Origin of the sequence: Enterobacter sp. RHBSTW-00318, assembly GCF_014101375.1 — a bacterium.
Taxonomy (GTDB): Bacteria; Pseudomonadota; Gammaproteobacteria; order Enterobacterales; family Enterobacteriaceae; genus Enterobacter; species Enterobacter ludwigii.
Genome location: NZ_JABXQH010000001.1, coordinates 1,013,877 through 1,038,150 on the forward strand (window position 1 = coordinate 1,013,877; position 24,274 = coordinate 1,038,150).

Below are 24,274 nucleotides of genomic sequence, written 5' to 3' on the forward strand. Positions count from 1 at the left end.
ATAGATTAAAAATTGATTGCTAACCTCTTGATAACACGTCACATAACAACATGTAACCCTTTGTTTTAAATATGTTTGAATAGCCATCACTGGTTGATGAGTATTCATTCATAACGTAGAATGTTTACCAATTTCGGGCACCGATTCCCCGTGACTTCAGGACGGATACTTTTTATGAACAAACTAACTTCTGATATGACAGAACTACAATCAATGAATATAACGGAAGATAATATTAGCAAACTTAACTCTTTGTTTCCCGAAGCATTTAATGAAGGAAGCATTGATTTTGATGTTTTGAAGCAGCTTTTGGGTGAAAATGTAGACGAAAAAGAAGAACGCTATGGTCTGAACTGGCATGGTAAACGTCAGGCTCGCCAGCTTGCTCTCACCCCTTCCCGTGGCACCTTACGTCCATGTAAAGGTGAAAGTGTTGATTGGGATAACACCAAAAACCTAATGATTGAAGGTGATAACCTTGAAGTATTGAAGCTTCTTCAAAAAAGTTATGCCGGAAAAGTTAAGCTTATTTATATCGATCCACCTTACAATACTGGTAAAGATTTTGTTTATCCTGATAACTTCCAAGATAATATGAAAAATTATCTTGAAATTACTGGGCAGACAGAAGACGGAGCACGTTTAAGCACAAATACAGAAACCAGTGGGCGTTATCACACAGACTGGTTGAATATGATGTATCCACGTATTAAACTTGCAAGAAATCTTCTCAAAGAGGATGGGTTTATATTTTTAAGCATTGATGACAATGAAGTTAATAACTTGAAATTAATGTGCGATGATATTTTTGGGCAAGAAAATTTTGTTGCCAATGTCATTTGGCAAAAAAAATATAGCACAAAAGCAGATTCAAAAAACTTTTCAGAGTCACATGACTATATTCTTTGCTACAAAAAATCAGACCAATCAAAAATACTCGGTTTACCAAGAAGTAAGCAACAAGAATCAACATACAAGAATTTAGATAATGACCCTAGGGGTGTATGGGCTTCAGATAATCTTCTCAGAACTGAAGTCAGAGATTATGCAGTTTTTGGTATCACATCCCCCTCGGGGATGGAACATTATCCTCCCGCTGGTAGTAGTTGGAGATTTAACAAGGATAAAATTGAAGAGTTAATTTCTGATAACAGAATATGGTTTGGCGAAGATGGTAATAACAAGCCTCGACTAAAAAGATTTCGCTCAGAGGTGAGAGACACTATTCCTCCACAAACTCTTTGGGGATTTGAGCATGTTGGGCATACAGATGAAGGTACAAAACAGTTAGCAGAACTATTTGATAGCACACGTTCACCATTTCCTAATCCAAAACCCGTAAGGTTGCTACAGCGGATTATACAAATAGCGACCAAAGAAAATGATATTATCATGGATTTTTTTGCTGGAAGTGGTACTACGGGGCAAGCAGTGTACGAATTGAACGAGACGGATAAACAAGATAGAAAGTTCATTCTGGTTCAACTCCCTGAAACACTATCTAAAAGCAATAAGGAAGATCTTTCTGCAATCTACTTCTGCGAAGAGCTTGATAAGCCATTGTATCTATCTGAATTAACGAAAGAACGCCTCCGCCGTGCAGGTAATAAGGTTAAAGCAATTAATCCAGACTGGAATGGAGATACCGGTTTTCGTGTGTTCAAACTTGATACATCCAACATCCGACCGTGGGAAGCGACGGCTGAAACACTTTCAGAACAGCTTGATGCCTATGTAAGCCCAATCCTCGAAGGACGTAGTGAAGAAGATTTACTCACAGAGTTGATGCTCAAACGTGGCATTGACCTGAATGTAAACATTGAAACCCGTCAGTTTGATGGATTAACAGTTTCTAGCGTCGAAGGTGGCAAATTATTTACCTGCTTTGCCAGTCAAATCCCAGCCTCTTCAGTTGAAGGACTGACTAAGGGGATCCTTGACTGGCATAAAAGCTTGAAGGCTGGCAAAGATACTGTCTGCTATTTCCTTGATGACGCATTTGAAAATAACGTTGCTAAAACAAATCTTTGCGCCATTCTGGAACAGCATGGCCTGACAAACTTGCACAGCCTGTAAGGGAATGAGATGAAACTACATTTTGAATCTGACCTTACCTATCAGCAAAACGCCATAACTTCGGTCTGTGATTTGTTTGTGGGACAGGAGAAGTGGGAGAGCGAAATGACTGTGCTGGCCCCAGCTCAGGGTGCTCTCTCATTTGAAGGCGCAACAGGTTCAATGCCTGTAAATCCACAAATACCCGAAGATGATGTTCTGCTAAAAAACTTAAACAATGTTCAGTTGAAAAATCAGCTTCCTCCCTCACCTATGCTCGACAGCCATGATTTTACTGTCGAGATGGAAACAGGGACAGGTAAAACGTATGTTTATCTTCGCACCATGCTTGAGTTGAACAAACGCTACGGCATGAGTAAATTTATTATTGTTGTTCCTTCCGTTGCCATCAAGGAAGGCGTGTATAAAACACTACAAATCACTGAAGAGCATTTCAAAAGCCTTTATGCGGGAGTTCCATACGAATACTATCTGTATGACTCGGCAAAACCTGCGGATGTGAGAAATTTTGCAACCAGCTCTGTTATGCAGATCATGGTAATGACGGTTGGTGCAATTAACAAAAAAGACGTTAATAAGCTCTATCAGTCCAGTGAAAAAACGACCGTTGACGATATGGATAAGCCAATTGATCTGATACGTGCCACACGTCCAATTATTATTGTAGACGAACCGCAAAGTGTTGATGGTGGTTTAAACGGTGCGGGTAAAACCGCACTTGATGCAATGCATCCCATGTTCACCTTACGCTATTCAGCGACACATGTGCATAAACATCATATGGTCTATCGTCTCGATGCCATTGATGCTTACAATCAGAAGCTGGTCAAACAGATCGAAGTTGCCGGGCTTGAAGTCCAGAATGCAAGCAACAGCCCCTATGTAAAACTGGTCAGTATTAACAGTAATAAAAATAACATTAACGCGACTGTTATTGTTGATATAGCCGATAAAAAAGGGAGCGTAAATCGTTCTGAGATTACAGTGTATGACGGTATGACACTTGATGACGAAACAGGACGTGATATTTATCAGGGATACCGGATAAGCGAGATCCGCACGGGCAAAGAAGGCTATCTTACACTGGAAACGCCTTCTAATACATATTATATGAAAGTAGGTGATGTCGTAGGTGATATTGACCCGATGCTCATCCAGCGCCATATGATTAGACGTACAATCCGTGAACATCTGGATAAAGAACTTCGCCTGAATACTCAGCAAATCAAGGTTCTCACCCTGTTTTTCATTGATAAGGTTGATTTCTATCGCCAGACTAATGATGAAGGGCTTCGTGAACCGGGTGAATATGCCCGTATCTTTGAAGAAGAATATCTTAAAGCAATCAAAAGCCCCGCTTATAAAGATTTACTCCCTTCTCATCCAGAACATGCTAAAGACGTTCATGATGGTTATTTCTCCATTGATAAAAAAGGTGCGTGGGCTGAAACAAGCGAAAGCAATAATGCAGGTCGCGAAAATGCGGAGCGTGGTTATAACCTTATCATGAAAAATAAAGAGAAGCTTTTAAGTTTCTCGAATCCGGTGAGATTTATTTTTTCACACTCTGCTTTGAAAGAAGGCTGGGATAACCCCAATGTATTCCAGATCTGTAGCCTCCGAGAGATGGGAAGTGAACGAGAACGTCGTCAAACATTAGGACGTGGTCTTCGCCTGTGTGTTAACCAAGAGGGTGAACGTGTTCGTGATGAAAGCATTAACATTCTGACTGTCGTTGCCAGTGAAAATTATGAAGCCTATGCCGAACGACTACAGAGCGAAATTGAGAACGAAACAGGCATCCGTTTTGGTATCATCGAAAAAGATGCGTTTGCCCATCTGATCTTCTCTGATTCCTCACAAGTTGTGGGTATCGCCGGTTCACATGAGATTTGGTCTGAACTACAGACCGAAGGTTATCTGGAAAAATCGGGGAAAATCACAAAAGCCCTGAAAGAAGTGTTATTCGAAGACACTTTTGTTGTTAGTGAGAAGTATGCCTCACTACAGGAACAAATTGAAACTATCCTGCGTAAATCAGCAGGGCGACTCAATATAAACAATGCTGATGAGCGCAAAACAATCAAATACCGGAAAGAAGTCTTAAACAGCCCGGAATTCGAAGCGTTATGGCAGCGAATTTGTCAAAAAACACTGTACCGACTGGCATTTGACGAAAACGAATTGATTAAATCCTGTACGAAATCACTTTCTGAAATGCAGCCTGTAGCAAAAGCGATGGTCAGTTTCAGCAAAGCAACAATCAAACAAAGCCAGTCAGGTCTTGATGTTAAGGCACAGTCTAATGGGACAACAAGCGCTGTTATTGATGTTGCTGAACAACCGCTGCCAGATATTCTTGGTGTTCTACAGGAAAAAACCGGACTGACAAGACGCAGTTTAAGCACCATCCTGAAAGAAAGTGGAAGACTCGTTGATTTTGCTAAAAACCCACAGCAGTTTATCAGTGAAGCTATAAGTCGAATCAACTATTGCAAACGCCTGTCAATTGTTGACGGTATTAAATATTATCCACTAAAAGGAGAGGTGTATGCGCAAAGTCTCTTTATTGATAAAGAGCTAACAGGATATGCCCGTAATCTTTTCGAAACCTCATTTAAGTGCGTTTACGAATATGTTCCTAAAGATTCTGAAGTCGAAAGCCGTTTCGCTCAGGAACTCGAAGAACAGGATGAAGTTAAGCTTTATGTAAAGCTTCCCGGTTGGTTTAAAATCCCGACACCACTAGGAACTTACAATCCTGACTGGGCTTTGGTTATTGAAGACAATGGTGAAGACCATATTTACTTTGTTGTTGAGACAAAAAGCAAACACGTTGGTCTTGGTAATGAAGAAGATGCAAAAATAACTTGTGGCAATGCGCATTTTATGTCACTCAAAGATCAGTTGATTAATCCTGCTAGATACATGCGCTCTACCAATCTAAATGAGGTTGTGAGCAGCATATAAAAGAAGGGGGCCAAGCGGCCCTTTCTTTTTATTTTTTGAATTAAACCAACTCGATTTCCGTGCCCTTACCCCCAGATAGTGGTGAGTGATTATTTCATGCTCAGGTCGAGACCTGTTATCAAAACTCTTTCAATTATAGTAAGTAAGAGTTAATCTCTTAATTTACAATTCTTATTGCAAAACATCTAACATTGTCCACTGAACAATTATTCCCGTCCTCAGTACAAGCATCAGACCCACTTGCGACCCAACCTTGTGCTGCCATTCCATTACTATTAATGTTGGATTGACAAATATCTCCATAATTACTACCACTAGAAACTAAAAATTGAGTTCTCTCAATTCTTGCAGAACTACTTTTCCACACACCATTAACACAAGATAAAATAGCCCCTTCTGGCGTTCTTCCCTGTAATCCATTAGGTGAACATCCCCATCCTACATTCGCTTGTCCATTTATATAAATAAATTCACCAGCATTTACTCTGCCATTAGCATCAATATTTCCTGTTGATTTTATATATCCACCATAGAAACCAGCGGATGTTTGGACATTTTTACCGCCATACGCATTTATTGTAGCTGTATCTCCCATATTCCAACCACCACCATACTTTTGGAAATAAATTCCTCCATCTCCTAATGTTCTAAACCAGTTTTGAGTATAGGTTTCAGAACGAGACGTTACAGTTGCGCCTGATAGGGTTTTGTTAGAATTTAAGTTCCCATTGACTTGTCCGTTTCCTGATACATTAAGATCAGAGGCTAATGTAGTAACTCCTGCTACGTTTAATGTTGCTCCAACGGTAGCAGTATTAGTTTCTAATATTCCTGTTGTTGTCGTTCCTGCTGCTGTTATATCCTGAGCATTATAGACACTTTGACCACCCATGTTAAGGTTTCCTGTCATTGGCAGTGTTCCATCTCGTCTTAAATAAACAGAATATAATGCACTATTAAACCCAACACGGAAAGCCAACTGTCCAGCGGAGGTAATATTATTGAAATTAGCAGAGGTTTCAGACCATTGACCACCATAACCGAAAGCATTTGATGTTGTTCTTGTCATGCCACTGTCAATACCCGCTTCCTGCATAGCTTTACCTAATAAATCGTAGCGAAGTTTTCCGCTTTCACTCCAAGGTAAAGTTGTTGTGATTAAGCCATTAACCACATAGTTAGGAGTAGCTCCTGAACGTTTTAACATTATCTTATAAGAAGATTTCTGGGCATTTACCCCGGTATATGATACTGGCAATAACCCTTCATTAATGAGTGTCTGATAAGTGATTTCACAACCTGAACCATTACAGGTACGGGGACCCGGATCGCTTGACTGACTACTGCTTGACGTCAGTGTAGAAAGCTTGTCATATCTGATATTGATATAGCCATTTACCGCCTCACCTATCTGCTTCATCTGTTGACCAACAGCCTTAGCCATAACATTTTCTTGTTCAGTTTTCATATCCTGAAAACGCATAAAAGCCATCATACTACCAACACCCAGCACCAAAATGAGTTCAAGTAATGAGAACCCTTTTTTATTTTGTTTTTTCATTTTCATCGTCCTTTTTGTTTCACGTACATATCAATTAACAAAAATAAAAAAGAGGTCAAGGTTGGTTAAGATATAATCCATAAAAAAGACTTAACAATAAATTTTAGGCGGGGTAATTTTATCCATTATCGTCTTTTGTATGTTATCCTGCTCATGACCTTAAACATTCAGGATAAAAGATAATGACTGACGCTATTAAAACACTTAATAACATCCGAACCCTTCGCGCACAGGCACGAGAAACAGATCTGGCTACTTTAGAAGAGATGCTGGAAAAATTAACTGCTATTGTTGAAGAGCGACGCCAAGAAGAATCACTTGCACTGCAACAAAATGCTGAACGTCAGGCCAAAATTGAAGCGCTTCGTGCACAACTGCTTGAAGATGGTATTGACCCATCAGAGCTGCTGGCTAATCCTAAATCTTCCCGTCCGGCTGCTGTTCGTGCTCCTCGTCCTGCTAAATACAAATACATTGATGAAAATGGTGATGAAAAGACATGGACAGGTCAGGGTCGTACACCAAAAGCGATTGCTGCTTCACTGGAAGGTGGTAAAACTTTGGAAGATTTCGCCATCTGAAATGGGGTGTGATTTATTGCCACGGAAGGCAGTAAAAATTGACTACCGCGCCCTCTGAGGCTTGGTCAACAGCTCCCCAGCCTAAAACAAGTTTTAAGCCGGAGAGCTGTTCGGACGTGAAATGATTTTATGGTCTGAATTTTTTGAGAACTCTTTCAATATAGATTTGTCCATTTACTTTATACTGTTCGATATCGTGTGTATGTAAAGATGGAACTTCTAACAACATTCCAAAGAGTAATTGTTTATCTACCTCATTTATATCACAGTTTAAAACCTTGGCAACCTCTGCACCGAGAATTATTTTTTGTCGTGTATTTTCTTTTTTGTTATCCCTCTTTTCTTTTGCTTTAAGATAATTGAGCTTATTTTGTGCTCCTGCTATTTTTTGCTCAAGTGTTTTCTTAATTTCAGGCCTACTTCTATCACTCTGAAAAACATTGCCAGTTAGATAGGTATTTTTTATTTCATCATCACTCATTCTTTTCTCCACTGATGCCTATGATTATAAGGAATATTACTTCTGAACTCATCATCTGAAAGTGCTCGTTTGATTGATTTAATCCGGGAACGGAACTGTTTCTTTTCCTGTTTCTTTTTAAACTCAACTCTTATTTCTGTGATTATCTTTTCTGCTTCACTATACGCTTTTTCCAGATCGGTATAGATTCCATTATCAAGTAATCTTTTTGCTTCAAGATCGATGGCTTCATCGTTATTTTTATACATAAAACCTCCTTGCCTTTATTTCCTTAACACCAATTAGCATAATTAATAAATTAATCAATAGTATACAAAAATTATTTTTATATATCTTCAAGTCTTTTAATGGACTTTAAAATTATCTCTATAACTAACTACATTCAGAAGTAATCATGGTAAGCGCAGTAAATAGTAAGAAAGGGCCAAAAGGCCCTTTCTTTAACACTTATGCGCACTCAGGAAGACTCAAAAGGTTATTAGGCTGTTCGCCATCATTTTGTGTTTTTAAGTATTTGTTACCAGAAGCGCTAACAGCAACAATCACCCACACTGAATGTCCTCCTGCATTAACATAAAATCTCCATTTCCCAGATTCTATTCCGCTTATAGCCTCTTGCTGTGTGAGCTTCCATCTGGTGCCATCAGCATTCTTACCGCCAATATGAGTTATCCTTTCATGAGCACTCTGGCGATTGCTTTTATTGATACATAACACTTGATGTTCGGACATTTTATCCTCATTATAATTGCTGTATGTAATTAATAAACTGATCATCATTCCCAATGCATCAAACTGCTTTAAGAAATGATGCAGACTGAGTTTAGGCCATATCCTCACGATTTCCAGTCAACAAGAACCTGAATCGCGCACTTTGTAATTTATGCAACACAAGTGATAGCAACTACTAACTTAAAATATCTGATACTCTCCGCGTTACTTATTTTTGTTTATATATGATTTTCATTTCACCTTTCGGTTTTTCACCCTAGTTTTTAAACCTCACCTGTTAATTATATAACGGAGAAGTCATCTCTAAATTTAACTATTTTATTTATGTTTTAGTTTTTCCCGCCTTACGGCGGGATAAATTAACACTCTTTTTGTCCTTCGGACGCTATCAAAACCCCATTTATGTAATATCGTGGAACACTTCGCCCTTTCATCCAGATTGCGCCGCTTAATTCGGCGGTTTGTTTTACAGCCATTCATATATTTAGTATTAATTAATAAAGGAAAGCCTTATACATTGCCGTTATTTTTGAGCCATTTATGGCGATAAAAAATAAAGCAATGCCCACTTACGCATTATCGCTTCGCTCTAATGCCGTGGGGTCTACCGACGGTTGCCTGCCGCAGGCTAAAACCGTTTCCTTCGGAAACAAAATCAAGGTCAACGTCAACCCCGGCGTTTTCCTTACGTAAAACGAAAAGCAGCATTTGGCATTGAGGAATACTTGGATGGCGATATACAGTTTTAAAATGGAGAACATCAGCAGAGGCGAAGGTCAGTCTTCGGTTAACTCTGCTGCATATCGTCACCGTAAAGTTTTCTTCGATAACAGAACGGGTGAAGTTTGTGGTCGCAAAACAGCACATAAAAAGGACCTTGCCTTTGCGCAGATTTTTGCACCTGAACATACCCCTCCTGCCCTGATTGTTGACAGTGAAACACTCTGGAATGCTGTCGAAGCCTCAGAGAAGAGAAAAGATGCCCGCCTTGCCAAAGAGTTTAAGATTGCCCTCCCCGCTGAGCTAACACCAGAGCAGAACATTGAACTCACTGCAGCTTTTGTTCTTGAGCACTTTACCAAGCAAGGCATCATTGCCGATGTTGTTATTCACGATATTAATGGTCATAACCCGCATATCCATATAATGGGAACCACCCGTGAGGTTCTTTCTACCGGCTTTGGTAAAAAGGTCCGTGAGTGGGACAAGCCTGAAACCCTTGATAGCTGGCGTAAAGGCTGGCAGGACATCTGTAATGGGTTCCTTGACCTGTATGGTCATGATGAACACATCGATCACCGTTCTATCAGGGTTCAGTATGAGGAAGCCCTTGAACAGGCTACGGCTGCTGCTACAAACGAAGAGAAAGCAATCTGGCTGGCTAAAGCTATTGAAACAAACCGCGATCCAATACTTCATATTCCTCGTGACCGCTGGGGCACTGTTGCCGCTCAGGAACAACGTGCTGCAGAGCAAGCGATACGTGATGAGCTGAAAAAAGAAGCTGACGAAGCCTACTTTACCTTTAAAGATCTACCATTAGACATCGTGGTTGATGTTGCCAGCTTTAGGGTTCATGCACTGGCTGAACCTGAAGAAATTGTTATCCCGGATAATACCGGGAGAGCTTCATCTTCAGACTCGCAAAAACCTGTTCTGGTTGCCCCTGCACCTCATACACGCACTACACTGAAAAACCCATCCTCTTTAACAACAAGAGCGATTAAACGCGCTCCTGTTAAAGCTAAGAGGAAGAATGTTGAACCACGTCAGGATGGGATTTTCAAACGTTTCACACTGTTGGTAGTCGGATATATAAAAGATAAATTCGTCTGGGCCAGAAAGAAACCGTCCCCTGTTTCAGTGGATGCTGAACATGATAAACGTATCGCTGAAAACTATGTCTTTGATGAGGTTCAGGGCATCTATGTGCCACGCGCTGAGTATGAAAGACGTGCCAGATTTAACAAGGATGACTATAAACCAACACCTGATGAGGTCAGGCGTTTTCCAAGTCGTCCTAAACTCGATCAGACAGAACATAATATTAGTCTAGATCTAATTACTCCCATACAGTCTGAAAGCAAAAGAAAATATATACCGCGTTTAAAACCGCCAAATCATAGATAACAAGAAAAAAGAGATAATAATTACATCCAATATCTCCTTTTTTCATGGCATGTGTTATTAAAATAATAAATTGCTACTCAACCATTTTTAAATTGTGAAACAGCCATAATAAAATCATCTTCCCATCGCTGCGTTCTGATTGTTCTAGGGTGCGGCGCTCTAAGCGTATACTTCGGAAGATCTGGATGATGTAATCTTGAAAAATGTTTCTTTGGCAATCCATCAATATTATTGAAAACCAGATCTTGGTATAAACCTTTCAGTCTTTTATCATACTTGTGATTTGTAAAAAATATACATACATCGGGCTTAAGAATACTAATTTCTTCTTTAACTAGATAGTCTAGCGAAGCAATATCCTGTGCAAGTTCCGTCCGATCTGGTGAGCCGCAATCAACATCAAATCTATTAAGATTTGACCACGCAATAGCATATGGCTCAATACTTAGTGATCTTTCCACTTTCCTAATTACATTCCAAAAAGCACTACTATAATATGATGATCCAAAATTAAATTCTTGATACGTAGCTCTTTGAGCTGCTATAGAGGGAGATTTATTCCAGCCAAACGTCTCCTGCCCCACAACCATTAGCTTTAATTTCTGAGATGAATAATTACTGATATTTAAAAGAAGTGGTCCATGTAGATTTTTATCTGAATGCTTTTTACTGTACTCATTAAGAATATTAATGTTTTTGATGTATAGCTGATTAAGTCTATCATTCATTTTATTCACTATAAAAACTCCAGTTAATGAAACACGACACCACTAGCATTGAACATGATAAACTTGTAGATAAAAACCACATCTTTTATTAAGTGGACTGGTTCTATACTTCGCCCATAAATTATTTAAAATGAGCAAATTTTGTAATTCACCACGATTGAGACCATACAATTATTGTGTCAATAAATAAGCTAATTCACCCATAATTTATCGATCAGTTAGCTATTTAGCTTACATTTGCAGGTTTTATATTCAACATCCAAAATGGTAGATATACTTTTAGATGAATTACCTAATGGTTTTAACTTTGAATATAATTTTCTTAATTTCCTGATATCCTTAACTTTTCTCATCTCCCTGATTGATTTTATTGCATCCTTTTTATCAACAGCAGCAACTAGCAGATTAACTTGTTTTATATACTCTGCATAATTTTTATCGCCTTGCTGTTTTAATGTATTTATTAATCCTCTAATTTTAAAATACAATGCAAGAATATCCATAATTCTTTCTTTTTCAATTACTTTTTTCTTCAAATTGAAAAGACACATCCTTGTGTTATCTTTTCTTTTTTGTGTTGGCCTAAGCTCTTTGATTACTTTTACACCATGTACGATTTTGGAATGACCATTCCTTAAAACTTTTGATTTCTGTCTATTTAATCTAACCCCACTTTTGAGCGCCATTGATAAAATCATTGTTTTTATTTTCGAAATATCTTCATTATTAACTTCTGACTCGAAGCTAATAGTTATATCATCGACATATCTCGTGTAGTTTCCACCTAATTTTCCGACTTCCGCACTGATAAGAGCCTCTTCTTCTAAAAATATCAAGTTGGCAATGTCAGTACTTAACTTAGTCCCTTGAACAAGTGAACCTTCAAGTGTTGATAGCTTGGCTATTAATGATGAAACTTCAGGAGAGAAGTTCATGTAATATTGAAATGCTTTAGCTATCAGTTCTTCTTTTATAGAAGGAAAAAAATCCTTCATATCTTCTTGAATGATAATTGACTTATCACGATGGAATATACAATCATCTATATAGCTGATTCCTTTCCTACCGCCAGTAATATACTCCGGTAGTGATATCTTCGAAAAAATACGCTGTTTAATAAGCTCATGTATTTTTAATAACTCACCAACTACTTTATACGTTGTTCTTTTTTTTCCTTTTCTTATTACTGGTACCGTTTTAAAATAATTCTTTTTGTTTTTTAAAACATAAGCGAGCCTCTCTTCGTTTGTTTCTAGCATTTTGAATAGAGACTCTAATTTAGCAAGTGGCCTGTTTGAATAACTCCAATTTTTATGCATTAACTAATGTATCCATTATAGTTTTTTTGAGCATATTATTGATATCAGAAAATTCATCATTTGCCTCTTCACTTTCAGAAAGAAGGATAATGATATTTAGTGGAATATGAAGCGCTGATGATATTTTTTCTAACGCTGTAATAGTAGGGTCTCTTTGATTATTTTCTATACGAGATAAATAAGATTTAGTTAAATCCGTACTATCTGATAGTTCTTGTAGTGTGAGCTTACGTGCCTCACGGCATAGTTTAATGGTTGAACCAATATCTAACATAATGCACCTCAGATAATGGGATTGACATGGCTGGCTGCTCGTTCAAAAAATGAAGATGGATACATAATAAATCTCCTTAGTAGGTAGATATCAATGAATATCAGAATCACCGTGTAGAAACTTAACTACAGCCAAGATCCTAGCAACATAGGGAAGATAATCTAAGGCAGACCAGCCTTTTGAATTTTCCTTGATTCTCTCTTCAAGGGCTTGTATCGCATCATCCAGTTCTTTCAAAGAGCTATTGTCTACAGTGTGTTTGCTCTTCTCACGCACTCGGCGCAAAGTGTCTAAAACATCTTTCATAAAAACCTCTCATTTTAACAACACGATGCAACTTGCATCCCCGCCAAAATGTCCTGTGGATCGTGTTGCACACCGTAGACAAAGCCAGCCAACACCCATCCAACACAATTGATTGGATACCCCGCCATTTCAGCATTAAACAATGCCGTATCGTAGATATACGATTGCAACATGCATTTCGCATAAAGTTACGATAACAATGAAGAGGGACATGGGCCACGTCTCGTATTGGAGAAATGGTTGACTGAAAATTTCACTCAGTCCTTTACCGATCCTAGAGGTTTTTAAAGAGCAAAGACAAACGAGTTCGTTCGTCCATGATTTGATAATAACCTAGTGTTGCCTGACAGGCAACTTATTAAATATGTCATTTTGGAATATAAAATCATTTATTATGCAAAAAAAACCACATCTAGATCCACAGACATGGTTTTTTTGCACTTACAGTAAGGGAGTTTTACATCCTCCTCCTGAACACAACATTGTCAGAGAAGATAGCCTTGCCAGCTATAAAGGCCACAATAGCAATTATTGGTAGGCTGATAGTAGCTCCAGCAATCCCCGCAGACATACCGATAAGAATAGACAGTCCAAATGTCAGGAAGATAGCTACGGCAGCATACCATTGTGGATAAGCACCATATAAGACAGTCGCCATGCAGCCAGTACACACATGCACACCGCGCTGGCTCTCTTTCAGGCAAAACGGACACTGGATTGTATTGTTTTCCATGATAGCCCCTTAAATCGCTTTCCAGCCATTGCTGGTTTTAACAAGATTAATCATGCCATCTTCCGGTTCATTCATACCCTTGACGCTGGAGAACGCTTTTTTGTCCACCCATGAAGGAACATCCGCCAACTTCCATGTATATGACACGCGAACAACTTTCTGATTACCGTTTCCCGGTTCGGTCCATTCCTTTATCTCAGTAACTTCCCGATGACCGACGCAGGCACCATTCTCACGGTTCCAAAACTCAACCTCTTGGCCCTTGTCAGTTACTTCCAGAACATCAACACTGCTAAACCCATTTGCCTGTTGTGAAACAGTGAGCAGCCCTTGTTCAACAAGTCCTTTAAGGATTTCATCACTGGCACTGTATCCGGCAGAACGGTAGCCACGGTTAACCTTAATTGGAAAACCTTTATTGAATACAATATCGTTGTCCTGCAGGGAGTAGCACAGCTTTGATTGTGATATTTTTGCGTTGATCGCTTTTTCAAAATCGCCTTTTTCACCGCATCCCGATACAAGAGCAGCAAGACCCGCCACGAGTAAAAATTTACGCATAGTGTTATCCCAGAGTTAATGGTTGATTGTGCCGTTTCTCAGAACAACAAGACGAACTGGCATATCGGCGTTGTTGACGGTAGCGAACCCACGGACTTCGAAATTGTTTATCGTTCCGGTAACGCTGACTTTCTGGCCTTTCTTGTAAGTAAGAACGGCATCATCAATACCAGAGTAGTAATCCAGCCAGACCATCCCGCCGCAGTAGCTGGTATCAGAGGTTTTAAATAAAAGGTAATAGTTAGGGGCTGACTTAGGCATTCCCGTCATCATATCGCTGGCACTTCTGCCCTTCGTAACCTCGAGAACAGTGGCATTGGTGATAGAGATCCTTTTGCCAGTCCATTTCTTTTCTGCTGCCATTGCATTTTCTTCATAGTCTTTGCAAACAGCACCAAGACCAGAAACAGATGATACCGGGCCAATGCTTTGAGGTGTGGCAGTTCCCCCCAGTGCTTTGTTTACTGATGACAACGAAGAATTGATTGCTCCATTAACTGTATTCACGCCATCGTTGAGTTGCTGGCATCCTGTCAGTGCGGCAGCAGACAGCACCAGTGGCATCACTATCCGTAATTTCATATCTATCCCCAATGTGTGGAAACTTTATGTCAAAGACAGCCCTAACCATAGGTTGGTCTCTCTGGGCTGTAAAAAAGCATTAATCAATTGATAGGATTCAATTTATTTTTCTGTTCGTCATATCGTTTGTATCGATCGAATTCAAATCATTTGATAGATTAAAACTATCATATATCTATAATCGATCGATATAAACAATTAAAACACCGATCAATTGACGCTAGTTTGATAGTTAAAATCTATCAAATGCAGTTTATTGATCTTTTATATCGATCAATAAGAGGTGTAATGTACACGAAGAGCCATGTCAGTAGCTGTTTGCACATGGATGGAGATAGAAAGGTATAGGTCGGAACAGATAATACCCTGTCGACCATTACGCAGACAGGGATTGTTAGATCTCAGGTAATGTAGCTATCTTCAGATATGGTGTTGTAAAAACCTGTATGCAACGCATGTTTTAATATACTGTTTCATATGGAATGGTAGCTACCATTCAGATTTTTCAATCATCTTCCAAAGCACTCACACCACTTGCCGGGAAATTGGTTTTCATATTATTCGATATCTTCGGAACTAAGGACTCTATTGTTTCTTCGCTAACTTGGCTGAGTTCAGAAATCAATCTTCTGTATGTATTAATCATTCGTTCCTGATCAAACTCATTTGCTGATTCTGATAAGAAGAAATAGCCATAATCTTTGACATGGATATTATCACCACTTTCCAAAGTGAGTTTTATTCCTTGTTCATTTTCTTCAACATCTTTAACAATACAAGTCATAAATGGTATTTTTTTATTTGTATGAAAGAGCGTAATAATCTTAATGCTGTTCATCCTTTATTTTCCTTCTTTTTTTATTATTTAATACCATATCGAATCGGTAAAAATCAAATTTAACTCATTTAATAAACGTTCTACCTGTTTTTATTATTCTTTTGAAAAGATATTTATCTTATGAGCTAACGGTCATGTGCTGACGCACGGCTACGCCCTAACGCTGTAAAATATATTTAACGATTTGACAATGGTATTTGCTATGTTTTAGGGGAAAGCCAAAAGGATCAACATCTATTCTTTTATTCATGATTAAATATTTTAGATCCTATATTTCATAAGAGTATTAGCACTAAAAAATATAGTATTTGCTCTTAAACGCATAGGAAAACTATATTCATAGAAGCAGCACTTAGTGATTGTTCAAAACAATCACATTGCTGAAACAGGGTTCATCCCTGTTAATGATGGATTTATCAATGAAGAATTGCGGCGACAGCCGCCAATAAAATAAAGGTAAGCAATTGCAGTATTCCTGAAACATCAGCAGCGCTGCGTGATTGTATGAAACAATCACTTCGCTGAAAATACACCCCAAGAAAACCATATGTTTTTACGTAAAACGCTCTGCACATAAGATAAAAGGAAAACTAGACTCTCTTAACTTCTTACTAATTATTTAATTATAAGCACTATCCCAGCCCAATAAAATCGGGGCTTCACACCTTTTTTTCCTATGTTTAAACATAGCAGACACCTATGTTTAAACATAGAACCCTCCTATGTTTAAACATAGCGGAATCTATGTTTAAACATAGTTTTTTTAACATATAGCAACATCATAATAATAAAAGTTCTATTTTATTTATAGTTTAACTATTGACTTTCATTTTTCTGCATAGTATTAAATAGGCATAATAAGAACTATAAGAGAGAATAATATGAATACTAATGACACTGAACTACTTCGCTTATTTGAAACATTAACCACAGAGCAAAAGATTGATATCGCAAGACACTTGCTACAAAACAAAGATATAAAATCAACCACCGTTATTGCAACAGAAGAAGATAAAGCGATCTCATTTGCACAGCCTTATGTTTTTGCTTTTACTTCAAACTTTCGTGTTTTTTCTGATCTGGATATATCTAAGAATGAATTCCGCGTGTTGACTTATATCTTAGAATATATGGAGTTTGGAAACCTAATCAACCTCTCACAGTCATCACTCTGTAAAGCGTTGAATATCGCATCCGGTAATATGTCAAACATATTCAAAAAGCTAAAACAAAAAGGTATTCTCGTTGAACATCATGGACACCTGTATATCAACTCTAATATTTTTGCCAAGGGTATGAGTCATCAACTTGATGAAAAACGTAAAGAGCATTTGAGTAATGCAAAAAGCCTCAATGCTGATATTGAACAATATCCAGAGCATTATGCAGATCTTTCACAGAAAGAAAGACGAAACTTATCTTTGGAAACTGAAAATAAAGAGATCTACACAGATGCCTTTGTTTTTAGCAAGAAGAAGAAAAATAATGCTGTTCCTAATGCTAAAAACAGTGTCCAGATCGATAAGCCGCGAAAGGTATATAAAAGAACAAAAGAAAATGAAGCGGCAAGAAAAGACGTAGCTGATATCGACATCTATTTAAAAGCTGCATCCTAAAACAGGACAACAATAATGGAAAAAACATACTTGATAGTTTTTATTCTACAAAAGTAAAAAAAAATATTTAACCCTTTCCTTAATTTGACACCTTCTCTATACACCTTAATATATAAATATATCCACTATTTATTAACGAGGTATATATGAGAAAAGTACAATTAGACAACACTGATTTATTAGCTTATTTTAATACGATTGAAGAACTCAAAAATCATCCATCAATGGATGAATATAGAGCAGGATATAGTAAGCTACGTGATGATGATGATACATTTGCATATGAAATAAAAAAATATAGGTCTGCACATACCACACTGCGCAGGCTTGATAAGAAAAGACAATCTCTTTTGGATAGCTTTATTAGTGAGCTTAATCCTATAAGTTACTCAGCAGCTAACACCGCTGCTAAATCATCAGGAAACTTTGATTTAATTAATGAACGAATACTTTACAGAAAAGCCATTGAAGAAAAAAGTGATACAGAAATCATTGCTCTGGTGATAAAACAACGCACAGAGGCCGCTCTTGAATTCCAGCGCTCTGTTGAGCAGAGTCTGGAACAGCTTTCTTCTATCTCATCAGATTTTGAGTCCTCAAATAAAAAAAGAAGAAAATTGTCTTTTTAAATGCATCAGTTCTGCATTAATCTGGCATTTACCAAGTATGAACTTAATATATGCCAGAGGAATAACAGTGTAATTTATCTACGCTTGCCTTTTGGATTTTATTTGAGAGAACGTTATCAACGTTTGGCAAAATGCAACTACATCACCCATTGTTCTCAGTGAATGTAATGCAGGTCCCCAATCCGCAGGCTCTCCCTCATAGTGGTGCACTTGTAGCCATCCGCCATCTTGTGCCGACGGATGTGTTGAATGTCTAATTTGAAATGCGATACCGTGCTTTTCTCTAGCAAAGTAAACATCAAAAACTGCATCTTGAGGATTACCAGATACCTGATACTCATATTCCGAACCTACAGCTCTTATTAATTTTTTTGCTAAATCTCGGTCTAAAGATTTCATTTCACGACCTATTTAGAATAGTTAAAAGCCAGAACTGAAAATTATCACCATACAAACATCATTCAGGTATTTTTTCTTCAATGAAAATATTACGGGATATATTCCCAATAGTATTGGTGGATACACTATCAAATGTAGCACCAACGACGCCACCAACTAGTGGTATTGCTTTACCAAGATTAATAGCACCTTTTTGCCCAAACTTAGTTATAAGCCTAAATCCTACCGCTTTATTTATAGCTTTTATTGTTTCACCAGAAATATTTTTAATTAAGGTATTTGTCATTTTTGTACTAATTGTTATACCTATATTTTTCACTATATCCTTCGCAGCATTTCCGGTTAAACAGGTATATACAAGTGTCTTAACACGGTCATCTTTTAAATCATACCCGCCCATATGTGCAATTGCTGCGATCATACGAACTTGTATAAATATGACGCTTGAAATGTTAGCTGGAATGGCCACCGGGAGCGTTATTATTCCACCAAGGCCGGTGATAAAGCCTGATGTTCCCGCTTTTGTATTTTGCCATCGTATTAGCGCATTAACCTTATCAACAAGTTCTCCATCACCATTCAAATATGGTGCAGCAAGCTCTTGCGCCGAATCCAAACCTACAACACCATTACAGGCTTTATCATAGGCCCAGTCCAGTACCTGCATGACTTTTGATTCAGTGATTTCACCATCCTCACTTTGGGCGGTGTCTTTCTTTGCAAGAACTTTCTTACCGATGCTGCCTAATGCCCCAAAAGCTGCCGTTGCACCTGAAAATTTACCTGATTTTTTATCGTCAGAATCCATAATGACCTCAGAAAAGATAATATTCAGTATAAGTATCGGCAATCACAGATAAAACTTTAGTATTAAAAATCAAACACACACGATCTTGTTAATTGTCATTAACCTATAAGATCCTCCGGTGATACACGATCACTCCCCATTTTCTCAAGCAACTGTTGTAATCTCTTGGCTCTCAATTTCTGAGCCTTTTTCTCACCAATCTCCTGATAGTATTCTTCCCGGCGCTCCGCGACAACTTGGCGGAACTTCTTCAAAAGCTGTTCCAGTGTTTTCATATCTGTCGTCGCAGCTTCAGCTTGGATTTTTTTATACATATACATAACATGGAATTCATCAATCATATTGGTTATCTCCAGTTCATTACAGGATTATTTCCCTACACACGAGGGAATATTGCCATTTTTCAATACTGATTCACAGTCATTTTTAACTTCCAGTAAATACGCTCCTCAGCATCATCCGGTTTTATGTTTTTCAGTACAAGTTCAATGATATGCTCTTTATGCCAGTATAAAATCGTTTCCTTTAACTTATCCATGTTGATCTCAGATACATCTTTGCCTCTTCCACTTTTAACATAGTCTTCAACTTCACAGGTAATCAACACATCATAAAGTATCTCTGATAACATTTCCCCTGTTAAAATATTCATGGCTATTTCAGGCTGTTTTTCAGAGATACTATAGATCGTTTCGCAATACCCCTGTAATACATTTGTGATAAAATCTACTACCATTTTATTACTTTCATTTAAAATAATCTCTTTCATACTGATTCCTTTTATTAAGTTAAACATTAGATACATATCGAGAAGGTATTAATACTATTTATTAGATACTATTTTGATGATTACAGAACCATATTCCACATCCATCTCATCATACAGTGTCTCATTTACATAACGATTTAAATCATCTAACAAGGTCTTATCATTCATGATTTCTTCGACAGAGCTACCTCTTAATGCGATAAATATATCCAAGCTCTCTTGGATAAGGTTCATCACTTTAGGTGTTTTTTCACATAACATACTTACGATTACTGTCATATCATTATTCATCTGTTTTTCCTTTTGTTTATAGTTAGCCCCTTCCGGGGCAAGATTAGTTCTTACTTTCTAAAGTTTTCTGAATACCCTACCAGTAAGGCTGCTACTTGTTCAAAGTTGACCTGATTAATATCACCACAGTTTCCTTCTTGCGTGGTAAATCTCTCAAAGTTATTCTGAATATGGTCAATCACATAAATAATAAATGGACTCATAAAATCCGGATCATCCAGATAGTCATTGGCATCTCCATCACCATTCACTTCCATGAACAGATTCCAGCTTGCTGTAAACGATCTACAAGCAAGATCATAAAACAGTTCTGTTGATTTATTTTCAATAACAGTTTCTTTAGACATACTTATATCCTCATAATTAAATGCTTATTTTATTCATTTCGTTTTATATTAGCCCCTTGCGGGGCCGAATAGATGACGACAGCGATTATGTATATAAAATATAGTGACTCATCACATGATGTATCTGCCTCAGGTTGACAAGCACTTCATCAAAATATACGTTTTTAATCGATGCTTTATATTTATGTTTTTTCAAGAACTCATTAAAATCTTTCTTACCATTCTCTATTATTGATTTTAAAACACCCTCCATATAACCATCGTCTTCAAGGTTATGATAGAATCTTTCCCCCATATACTCATGCATACATCGCAAATAGTAGTCATAGTCTTCCCCGCTTTTCAGAACAAAGTATTTTGTATCATCATTGCTAACATTTATTTCTATTTTTTGCACTTTCATTTTCGCTTCCTCTTTTATGTTATTTATTATTTTTGCGTGAATCTGAAATAGTATTTTCAATCCAAGCATCAATCTCACTTTCCACAAAGGCTACAGATCTTGCCCCTATGATTACCTTATCCGGGAATCGGCCTTCCTTAATAAGCTCATACATTGTGGTTCGACTAAATCCGACTCTTCTAAGAACTTCAGGAACACGGATTAATCTTTTACCTGCGATTTCATTTCTCATTTGTTTTTTCCTCTGTTGTTTCAACGAGGACAATAATAGCTAATTCGCTTATGGCGTTTTAGGGATGTTGGCAAAAGACTTTTTCGAAAAAAATGGGGGTAGGTGAACAGAAAAAAAATGGTTGAGGATGGATGTGATCACGTTCGCTCAGGGCGAACGTAACCCTTTTTTACTTATCTTCTTTCTTCTTCTCGTCTTTGACGTGATCTACAATTTTTGTGTCTTTTAATACATTGTTTTCCATCATGTAATCTTCAAACGATTTCAGATAGTTCTCATCTGTCAGCAACGCCATAGCCAGCGGATAGTCAGTCACCTTAAGCATTCCCTCATCCCTATCCTTCTCGCTGTTCTCATGAAGCAGCGATGACATCAGCGACAGTGAGATTTTGGTATCATTATTATCTGCCCCCCAAAAAATGAGATCCATCATAGGGATGAGTCGATAGTCGATGATTTTTCTCAACGTGCTTTTACCAAAACGATACTTCCGAACAGCCGGATCGTTCATTTTTAGCTGTTTTTTCCATTGGGGAATGAGCACCTTCAGGTGTTCGATGATATCTTCGGTTGAAGCCTCTTGCAGGAAGATATCGACAGTAATTGAGGACAGACTTTTGATGCCGGATTCCTTCAGGTACTCCGACATATATTCAGACTGACTTCTTTGGGATGTTTCAGGATGGGTTCCAATCAGAGTTAAACTTTTCGCATATAATTGTGCGTTGCTCCGGGTTACGGGGACCACTGCGTAAGTTCTGGCAAGCCCATGTCCTTGCGTGGACGTGTCGCCGCTAAAAAAAATTTCACCTCTGAGGATCTTATAGCGGTAATCATCTAATAAAAGTCTGTTCAGAGGCGGTAATGTATCCCGTTTCAGCAACATCTTGTAAGCCAAGATACGCCGCTCAACCTCAACATAGAATTGCTGAAGGGTGAGTTCCTTTATCGCTTCATACCGCTCTACATCAAACCATTCTTCCAATAGTTTCCTGAGTTCACTTCGTTTCATTACTGTGCTGTCCGTTTTACCATTTTTAGTTGTTTTAACTGACAGAACAACAGGTTGTCCAGTAATGGCGTAGGTCAGCTGAGCTTATTGCTGGTAGGTTCTTAAGATTGGTGTGAAATCATCCGTCGATTACTAAATTTCCGGAGGCTCCCTGCTATCGTATTTCTGCTTTTAAAGGGTTTTGTTGTACAGGAAGGGATGAAGACTGGATAAGTTTTTTGATGAAAAACAGGGATTTTAGATACAAAAAAAAGCCCGTTTACACGGGCTTTTGATGCAATACTTTATGCAGTACAAAATCAAAACTAACTCTTAAGTTATTGATTCTGTTAAGAAATTGGCGGAAGCGTAGAGATTCGAACTCTAGAACCCTTTCGGGTCGCCGGTTTTCAAGACCGGTGCCTTCAACCGCTCGGCCACGCTTCCAAAGTGAGGCGCACTATAAACATCTATTAGCGCCTTGTAAAGCAGGAATTTTTCTATTTTGGCTTGCAGGGGTTTGACTGCGCAAAAAGTCACCCAGGCGCTTCCCTCCCTCTTTTGTACATACCGTTACACAGCAACACTCATCCTTTTAAATCGCTCTGGTATAGAATGCCAAAAAAAATAGACGGCCATTTGTTGTGTAATTGTAATAAAACCGGGTAACACGGATTTTAAAGCATTACCTTCATATAGTCTTACTGGTTGATGATGAAAATCAAAAATACGCTGAGCTTACATATCTTGATGGCAGTTTTGGCCATTTTGTCCCTGAGTATTCACCCACTGGTGACAAGCTTTGATCCGCCGCTTAAATTCCAGCCGCTGATCAAATCAATGGCGGGCACGCCAAAAGAACAGGCGGAAAAAATAGCCACCATTTCCCATGCCCTGGAAGGGAATGCTATTTTCTTCATTGGTGCATCTGAAGTTGCCACCTCAGAAGATGAACATTACGCTGTATATAATTACTTTAATAAGCAATTGCACCAACCCGTCGTGGCGTATGGCGATGCGTTTGTCGATGACGAAACGCAATTTTTACTGTTGTCTCGTTTTAAAAATAAGCTTAACGCAAACAGTAAAGTTGTTTTGCTTCTGGCCCCTGATGGCTTTTATTCAAAAGGTCTGCCACCCGCTATCTATGCGGATAATTTCCCGGACTCAATTTTTAACCCTCTGATGAAGGATCCGCAGGCGCGCCCGTTACTGGTTAATTACCTAAAACATATTGATGCTAAAGAGATAAGCCATCTAACCTTCGGCCAAATGCGTGTCTATGGCTGGCACCCGGCGCTGATGTGGGACGAATTAAGTTTCCAGTTCGCGAACGTCTGCACGCTGATAAAAAACGATTGGTTGTCGCTGCTGAACATTACGCCACACACAGTGCAGCCCTGGCCGCAGCACCCAACCTCACGTCTTGTTCCTGACTGGGATAAAGCGCTGTTAAATGCGCGTGAATTAAATAAAAAACGCCAGCAGAGCGCAGCCACATTGTGGATGGATAAAACGGTTTACGAGCCGGGCGAGAAACCACAGCAGTGGGATGATACCCCGGTAGTGCCAGGACAAATCGCCGCGTTCAGGAAAACCGTCCAACTTCTGAAAGAACGTCATGTGCAGGTGATCGCTATCGTCGACCCGGTTAACCCCTGGGCGCTTTACAATACTGACACCTTCCGTCCGTTCGATAAGCAAATTCAAACCATTCTGCAAGAAAACAAGATCCCTTATTTAGATATGTACGCCATGCCTTATCAGAATGGCTGGAACTGGGATCGTCTGCACCCTTCCGAACTGGCATGGGTTCCAATGCTTCGCTTTATTGCACAGAGTTTTAAATAATGAAAATAGCGCTCCGTCTTTTTTTCCTTTATCTCCTGCTGGCAATCACCGTCGTCGCATGGACCG

The 24,274-nt window shown here is 38.5% G+C and carries 28 protein-coding genes and 1 tRNA gene; 7 read left to right on the forward strand and 22 right to left on the reverse strand.

The window, feature by feature from the left end; all coding sequences use genetic code 11:
- Nucleotides 1-174 precede the first annotated feature (174 nt).
- Both HV157_RS05025 and HV157_RS05030 read left to right on the forward strand, forming a co-directional pair.
- The gene (locus HV157_RS05025) at nucleotides 175-2,076 is read left to right on the forward strand and encodes a site-specific DNA-methyltransferase (RefSeq protein ID WP_116325669.1); all 1,902 of its coding nucleotides are present in this window, start codon (nucleotides 175-177) and stop codon (nucleotides 2,074-2,076) included.
- 9 nt (nucleotides 2,077-2,085) lie between these two features.
- Nucleotides 2,086-5,046 (forward strand): DEAD/DEAH box helicase family protein, encoded by a 2,961-nt coding sequence (locus HV157_RS05030; RefSeq protein ID WP_116325671.1) that lies wholly within the window; start codon nucleotides 2,086-2,088, stop codon nucleotides 5,044-5,046.
- 157 nt (nucleotides 5,047-5,203) lie between these two features.
- On the opposite strand, the gene pilV is transcribed toward HV157_RS05030, so the two are convergent.
- Nucleotides 5,204-6,607: a shufflon system plasmid conjugative transfer pilus tip adhesin PilV gene (pilV, locus tag HV157_RS05035; RefSeq protein WP_071992631.1), complete on the reverse strand. Its 1,404-nt coding sequence runs from the start codon at nucleotides 6,605-6,607 to the stop codon at nucleotides 5,204-5,206.
- Between the two features lie 182 nt (nucleotides 6,608-6,789).
- Here pilV and HV157_RS05040 point away from each other — a divergent pair, with 182 nt between their 5' ends.
- Nucleotides 6,790-7,188 carry an H-NS family nucleoid-associated regulatory protein gene (locus tag HV157_RS05040; protein WP_100280108.1) on the forward strand — a complete coding sequence of 133 codons (399 nt, stop codon included), beginning with the start codon at nucleotides 6,790-6,792 and terminating at the stop codon, nucleotides 7,186-7,188.
- 127 nt (nucleotides 7,189-7,315) lie between these two features.
- Here HV157_RS05040 and HV157_RS05045 read toward each other — a convergent pair whose 3' ends face one another.
- The 3 genes from HV157_RS05045 to HV157_RS05055 all read right to left on the reverse strand — a co-directional run bounded on the left by HV157_RS05045 (nucleotide 7,316) and on the right by HV157_RS05055 (nucleotide 8,401).
- Nucleotides 7,316-7,669 carry a conjugal transfer protein TraD gene (locus HV157_RS05045; protein ID WP_116325673.1) on the reverse strand — a complete coding sequence of 118 codons (354 nt, stop codon included), beginning with the start codon at nucleotides 7,667-7,669 and terminating at the stop codon, nucleotides 7,316-7,318.
- Nucleotides 7,666-7,917 (reverse strand): hypothetical protein, encoded by a 252-nt coding sequence (locus tag HV157_RS05050; RefSeq protein WP_049842670.1) that lies wholly within the window; start codon nucleotides 7,915-7,917, stop codon nucleotides 7,666-7,668. Before HV157_RS05050 ends, HV157_RS05045 begins: the two co-directional genes overlap by 4 nt.
- Before the next feature lie 199 nt (nucleotides 7,918-8,116).
- Complete coding sequence (locus tag HV157_RS05055; RefSeq protein WP_032667201.1) at nucleotides 8,117-8,401, reverse strand: DUF3892 domain-containing protein; 285 nt, start codon at nucleotides 8,399-8,401, stop codon at nucleotides 8,117-8,119.
- Between the two features lie 729 nt (nucleotides 8,402-9,130).
- On the opposite strand from HV157_RS05055, the gene mobQ reads away from it, so the two are divergent.
- Nucleotides 9,131-10,531, forward strand: coding sequence for a MobQ family relaxase (gene mobQ, locus HV157_RS05060; RefSeq protein ID WP_116325675.1), 1,401 nt, complete (start codon nucleotides 9,131-9,133; stop codon nucleotides 10,529-10,531).
- 77 nt (nucleotides 10,532-10,608) lie between these two features.
- Here the strand turns inward: mobQ and HV157_RS05065 are convergent, their stop codons facing one another.
- From HV157_RS05065 to HV157_RS05100, 8 genes are all read right to left on the reverse strand, one after another.
- A complete protein-coding gene (locus HV157_RS05065) occupies nucleotides 10,609-11,259 on the reverse strand; it encodes a hypothetical protein (protein WP_047418154.1) in 651 nt (216 codons plus the stop codon).
- 218 nt (nucleotides 11,260-11,477) lie between these two features.
- On the reverse strand, nucleotides 11,478-12,578 hold the full coding sequence (locus HV157_RS05070) for a reverse transcriptase family protein (RefSeq protein WP_116325677.1): 1,101 nt from the start codon (nucleotides 12,576-12,578) through the stop codon (nucleotides 11,478-11,480).
- The gene (locus tag HV157_RS05075; protein WP_047414193.1) at nucleotides 12,571-12,852 is read right to left on the reverse strand and encodes a helix-turn-helix transcriptional regulator; all 282 of its coding nucleotides are present in this window, start codon (nucleotides 12,850-12,852) and stop codon (nucleotides 12,571-12,573) included. The genes HV157_RS05070 and HV157_RS05075 overlap by 8 nt, the downstream gene beginning before the upstream one ends.
- A 90-nt stretch (nucleotides 12,853-12,942) precedes the next feature.
- On the reverse strand, nucleotides 12,943-13,158 hold the full coding sequence (locus HV157_RS05080; RefSeq protein ID WP_032667106.1) for a hypothetical protein: 216 nt from the start codon (nucleotides 13,156-13,158) through the stop codon (nucleotides 12,943-12,945).
- A gap of 457 nt (nucleotides 13,159-13,615) precedes the next feature.
- Nucleotides 13,616-13,891 (reverse strand): hypothetical protein, encoded by a 276-nt coding sequence (locus tag HV157_RS05085; RefSeq protein ID WP_087857524.1) that lies wholly within the window; start codon nucleotides 13,889-13,891, stop codon nucleotides 13,616-13,618.
- Nucleotides 13,892-13,900: 9 nt separating this feature from the next.
- Nucleotides 13,901-14,452 carry a lipoprotein gene (locus tag HV157_RS05090; protein ID WP_001224786.1) on the reverse strand — a complete coding sequence of 184 codons (552 nt, stop codon included), beginning with the start codon at nucleotides 14,450-14,452 and terminating at the stop codon, nucleotides 13,901-13,903.
- A gap of 15 nt (nucleotides 14,453-14,467) precedes the next feature.
- Nucleotides 14,468-15,034, reverse strand: coding sequence for a hypothetical protein (locus HV157_RS05095; RefSeq protein WP_032667107.1), 567 nt, complete (start codon nucleotides 15,032-15,034; stop codon nucleotides 14,468-14,470).
- Between the two features lie 505 nt (nucleotides 15,035-15,539).
- A complete protein-coding gene (locus HV157_RS05100) occupies nucleotides 15,540-15,872 on the reverse strand; it encodes a hypothetical protein (protein WP_116325679.1) in 333 nt (110 codons plus the stop codon).
- A gap of 881 nt (nucleotides 15,873-16,753) precedes the next feature.
- Between HV157_RS05100 and HV157_RS05105 the strand changes: the two genes are divergently transcribed.
- Complete coding sequence (locus tag HV157_RS05105; RefSeq protein ID WP_100280101.1) at nucleotides 16,754-17,488, forward strand: DNA-binding protein; 735 nt, start codon at nucleotides 16,754-16,756, stop codon at nucleotides 17,486-17,488.
- Nucleotides 17,489-17,634: 146 nt separating this feature from the next.
- Nucleotides 17,635-18,117, forward strand: a complete 483-nt coding sequence (locus HV157_RS05110; RefSeq protein WP_100280100.1) for a DUF4756 family protein — start codon at nucleotides 17,635-17,637, stop codon at nucleotides 18,115-18,117.
- A 78-nt stretch (nucleotides 18,118-18,195) separates the two neighbouring features.
- On the opposite strand, the gene HV157_RS05115 is transcribed toward HV157_RS05110, so the two are convergent.
- From HV157_RS05115 to HV157_RS05160, 10 genes are all read right to left on the reverse strand, one after another.
- Nucleotides 18,196-18,516, reverse strand: coding sequence for a hypothetical protein (locus HV157_RS05115; RefSeq protein ID WP_126502050.1), 321 nt, complete (start codon nucleotides 18,514-18,516; stop codon nucleotides 18,196-18,198).
- Between the two features lie 58 nt (nucleotides 18,517-18,574).
- Nucleotides 18,575-19,324, reverse strand: a complete 750-nt coding sequence (locus HV157_RS05120; RefSeq protein WP_084831986.1) for an EcsC family protein — start codon at nucleotides 19,322-19,324, stop codon at nucleotides 18,575-18,577.
- Nucleotides 19,325-19,422: 98 nt separating this feature from the next.
- A complete protein-coding gene (locus tag HV157_RS05125) occupies nucleotides 19,423-19,665 on the reverse strand; it encodes a DNA-binding protein (protein ID WP_116325681.1) in 243 nt (80 codons plus the stop codon).
- Nucleotides 19,666-19,727: 62 nt separating this feature from the next.
- The gene (locus tag HV157_RS05130; RefSeq protein WP_116325683.1) at nucleotides 19,728-20,093 is read right to left on the reverse strand and encodes a hypothetical protein; all 366 of its coding nucleotides are present in this window, start codon (nucleotides 20,091-20,093) and stop codon (nucleotides 19,728-19,730) included.
- A 54-nt stretch (nucleotides 20,094-20,147) separates the two neighbouring features.
- On the reverse strand, nucleotides 20,148-20,384 hold the full coding sequence (locus tag HV157_RS05135) for a hypothetical protein (RefSeq protein ID WP_032667113.1): 237 nt from the start codon (nucleotides 20,382-20,384) through the stop codon (nucleotides 20,148-20,150).
- A 50-nt stretch (nucleotides 20,385-20,434) separates the two neighbouring features.
- Complete coding sequence (locus HV157_RS05140) at nucleotides 20,435-20,731, reverse strand: hypothetical protein (protein ID WP_016243654.1); 297 nt, start codon at nucleotides 20,729-20,731, stop codon at nucleotides 20,435-20,437.
- Nucleotides 20,732-20,816: 85 nt separating this feature from the next.
- On the reverse strand, nucleotides 20,817-21,134 hold the full coding sequence (locus HV157_RS05145) for a hypothetical protein (protein WP_032667204.1): 318 nt from the start codon (nucleotides 21,132-21,134) through the stop codon (nucleotides 20,817-20,819).
- Nucleotides 21,135-21,153: 19 nt separating this feature from the next.
- Nucleotides 21,154-21,366, reverse strand: coding sequence for an AlpA family transcriptional regulator (locus tag HV157_RS05150; RefSeq protein ID WP_016243656.1), 213 nt, complete (start codon nucleotides 21,364-21,366; stop codon nucleotides 21,154-21,156).
- Between the two features lie 169 nt (nucleotides 21,367-21,535).
- Complete coding sequence (locus HV157_RS05155; RefSeq protein WP_032667114.1) at nucleotides 21,536-22,378, reverse strand: DUF6387 family protein; 843 nt, start codon at nucleotides 22,376-22,378, stop codon at nucleotides 21,536-21,538.
- 338 nt (nucleotides 22,379-22,716) lie between these two features.
- Nucleotides 22,717-22,804: transfer RNA gene (locus HV157_RS05160), tRNA-Ser, on the reverse strand.
- A 267-nt stretch (nucleotides 22,805-23,071) separates the two neighbouring features.
- Between HV157_RS05160 and HV157_RS05165 the strand changes: the two genes are divergently transcribed.
- On the forward strand, nucleotides 23,072-24,208 hold the full coding sequence (locus tag HV157_RS05165) for a D-alanyl-lipoteichoic acid biosynthesis protein DltD (RefSeq protein ID WP_151712530.1): 1,137 nt from the start codon (nucleotides 23,072-23,074) through the stop codon (nucleotides 24,206-24,208).
- Nucleotides 24,209-24,274 lie beyond the last annotated feature (66 nt).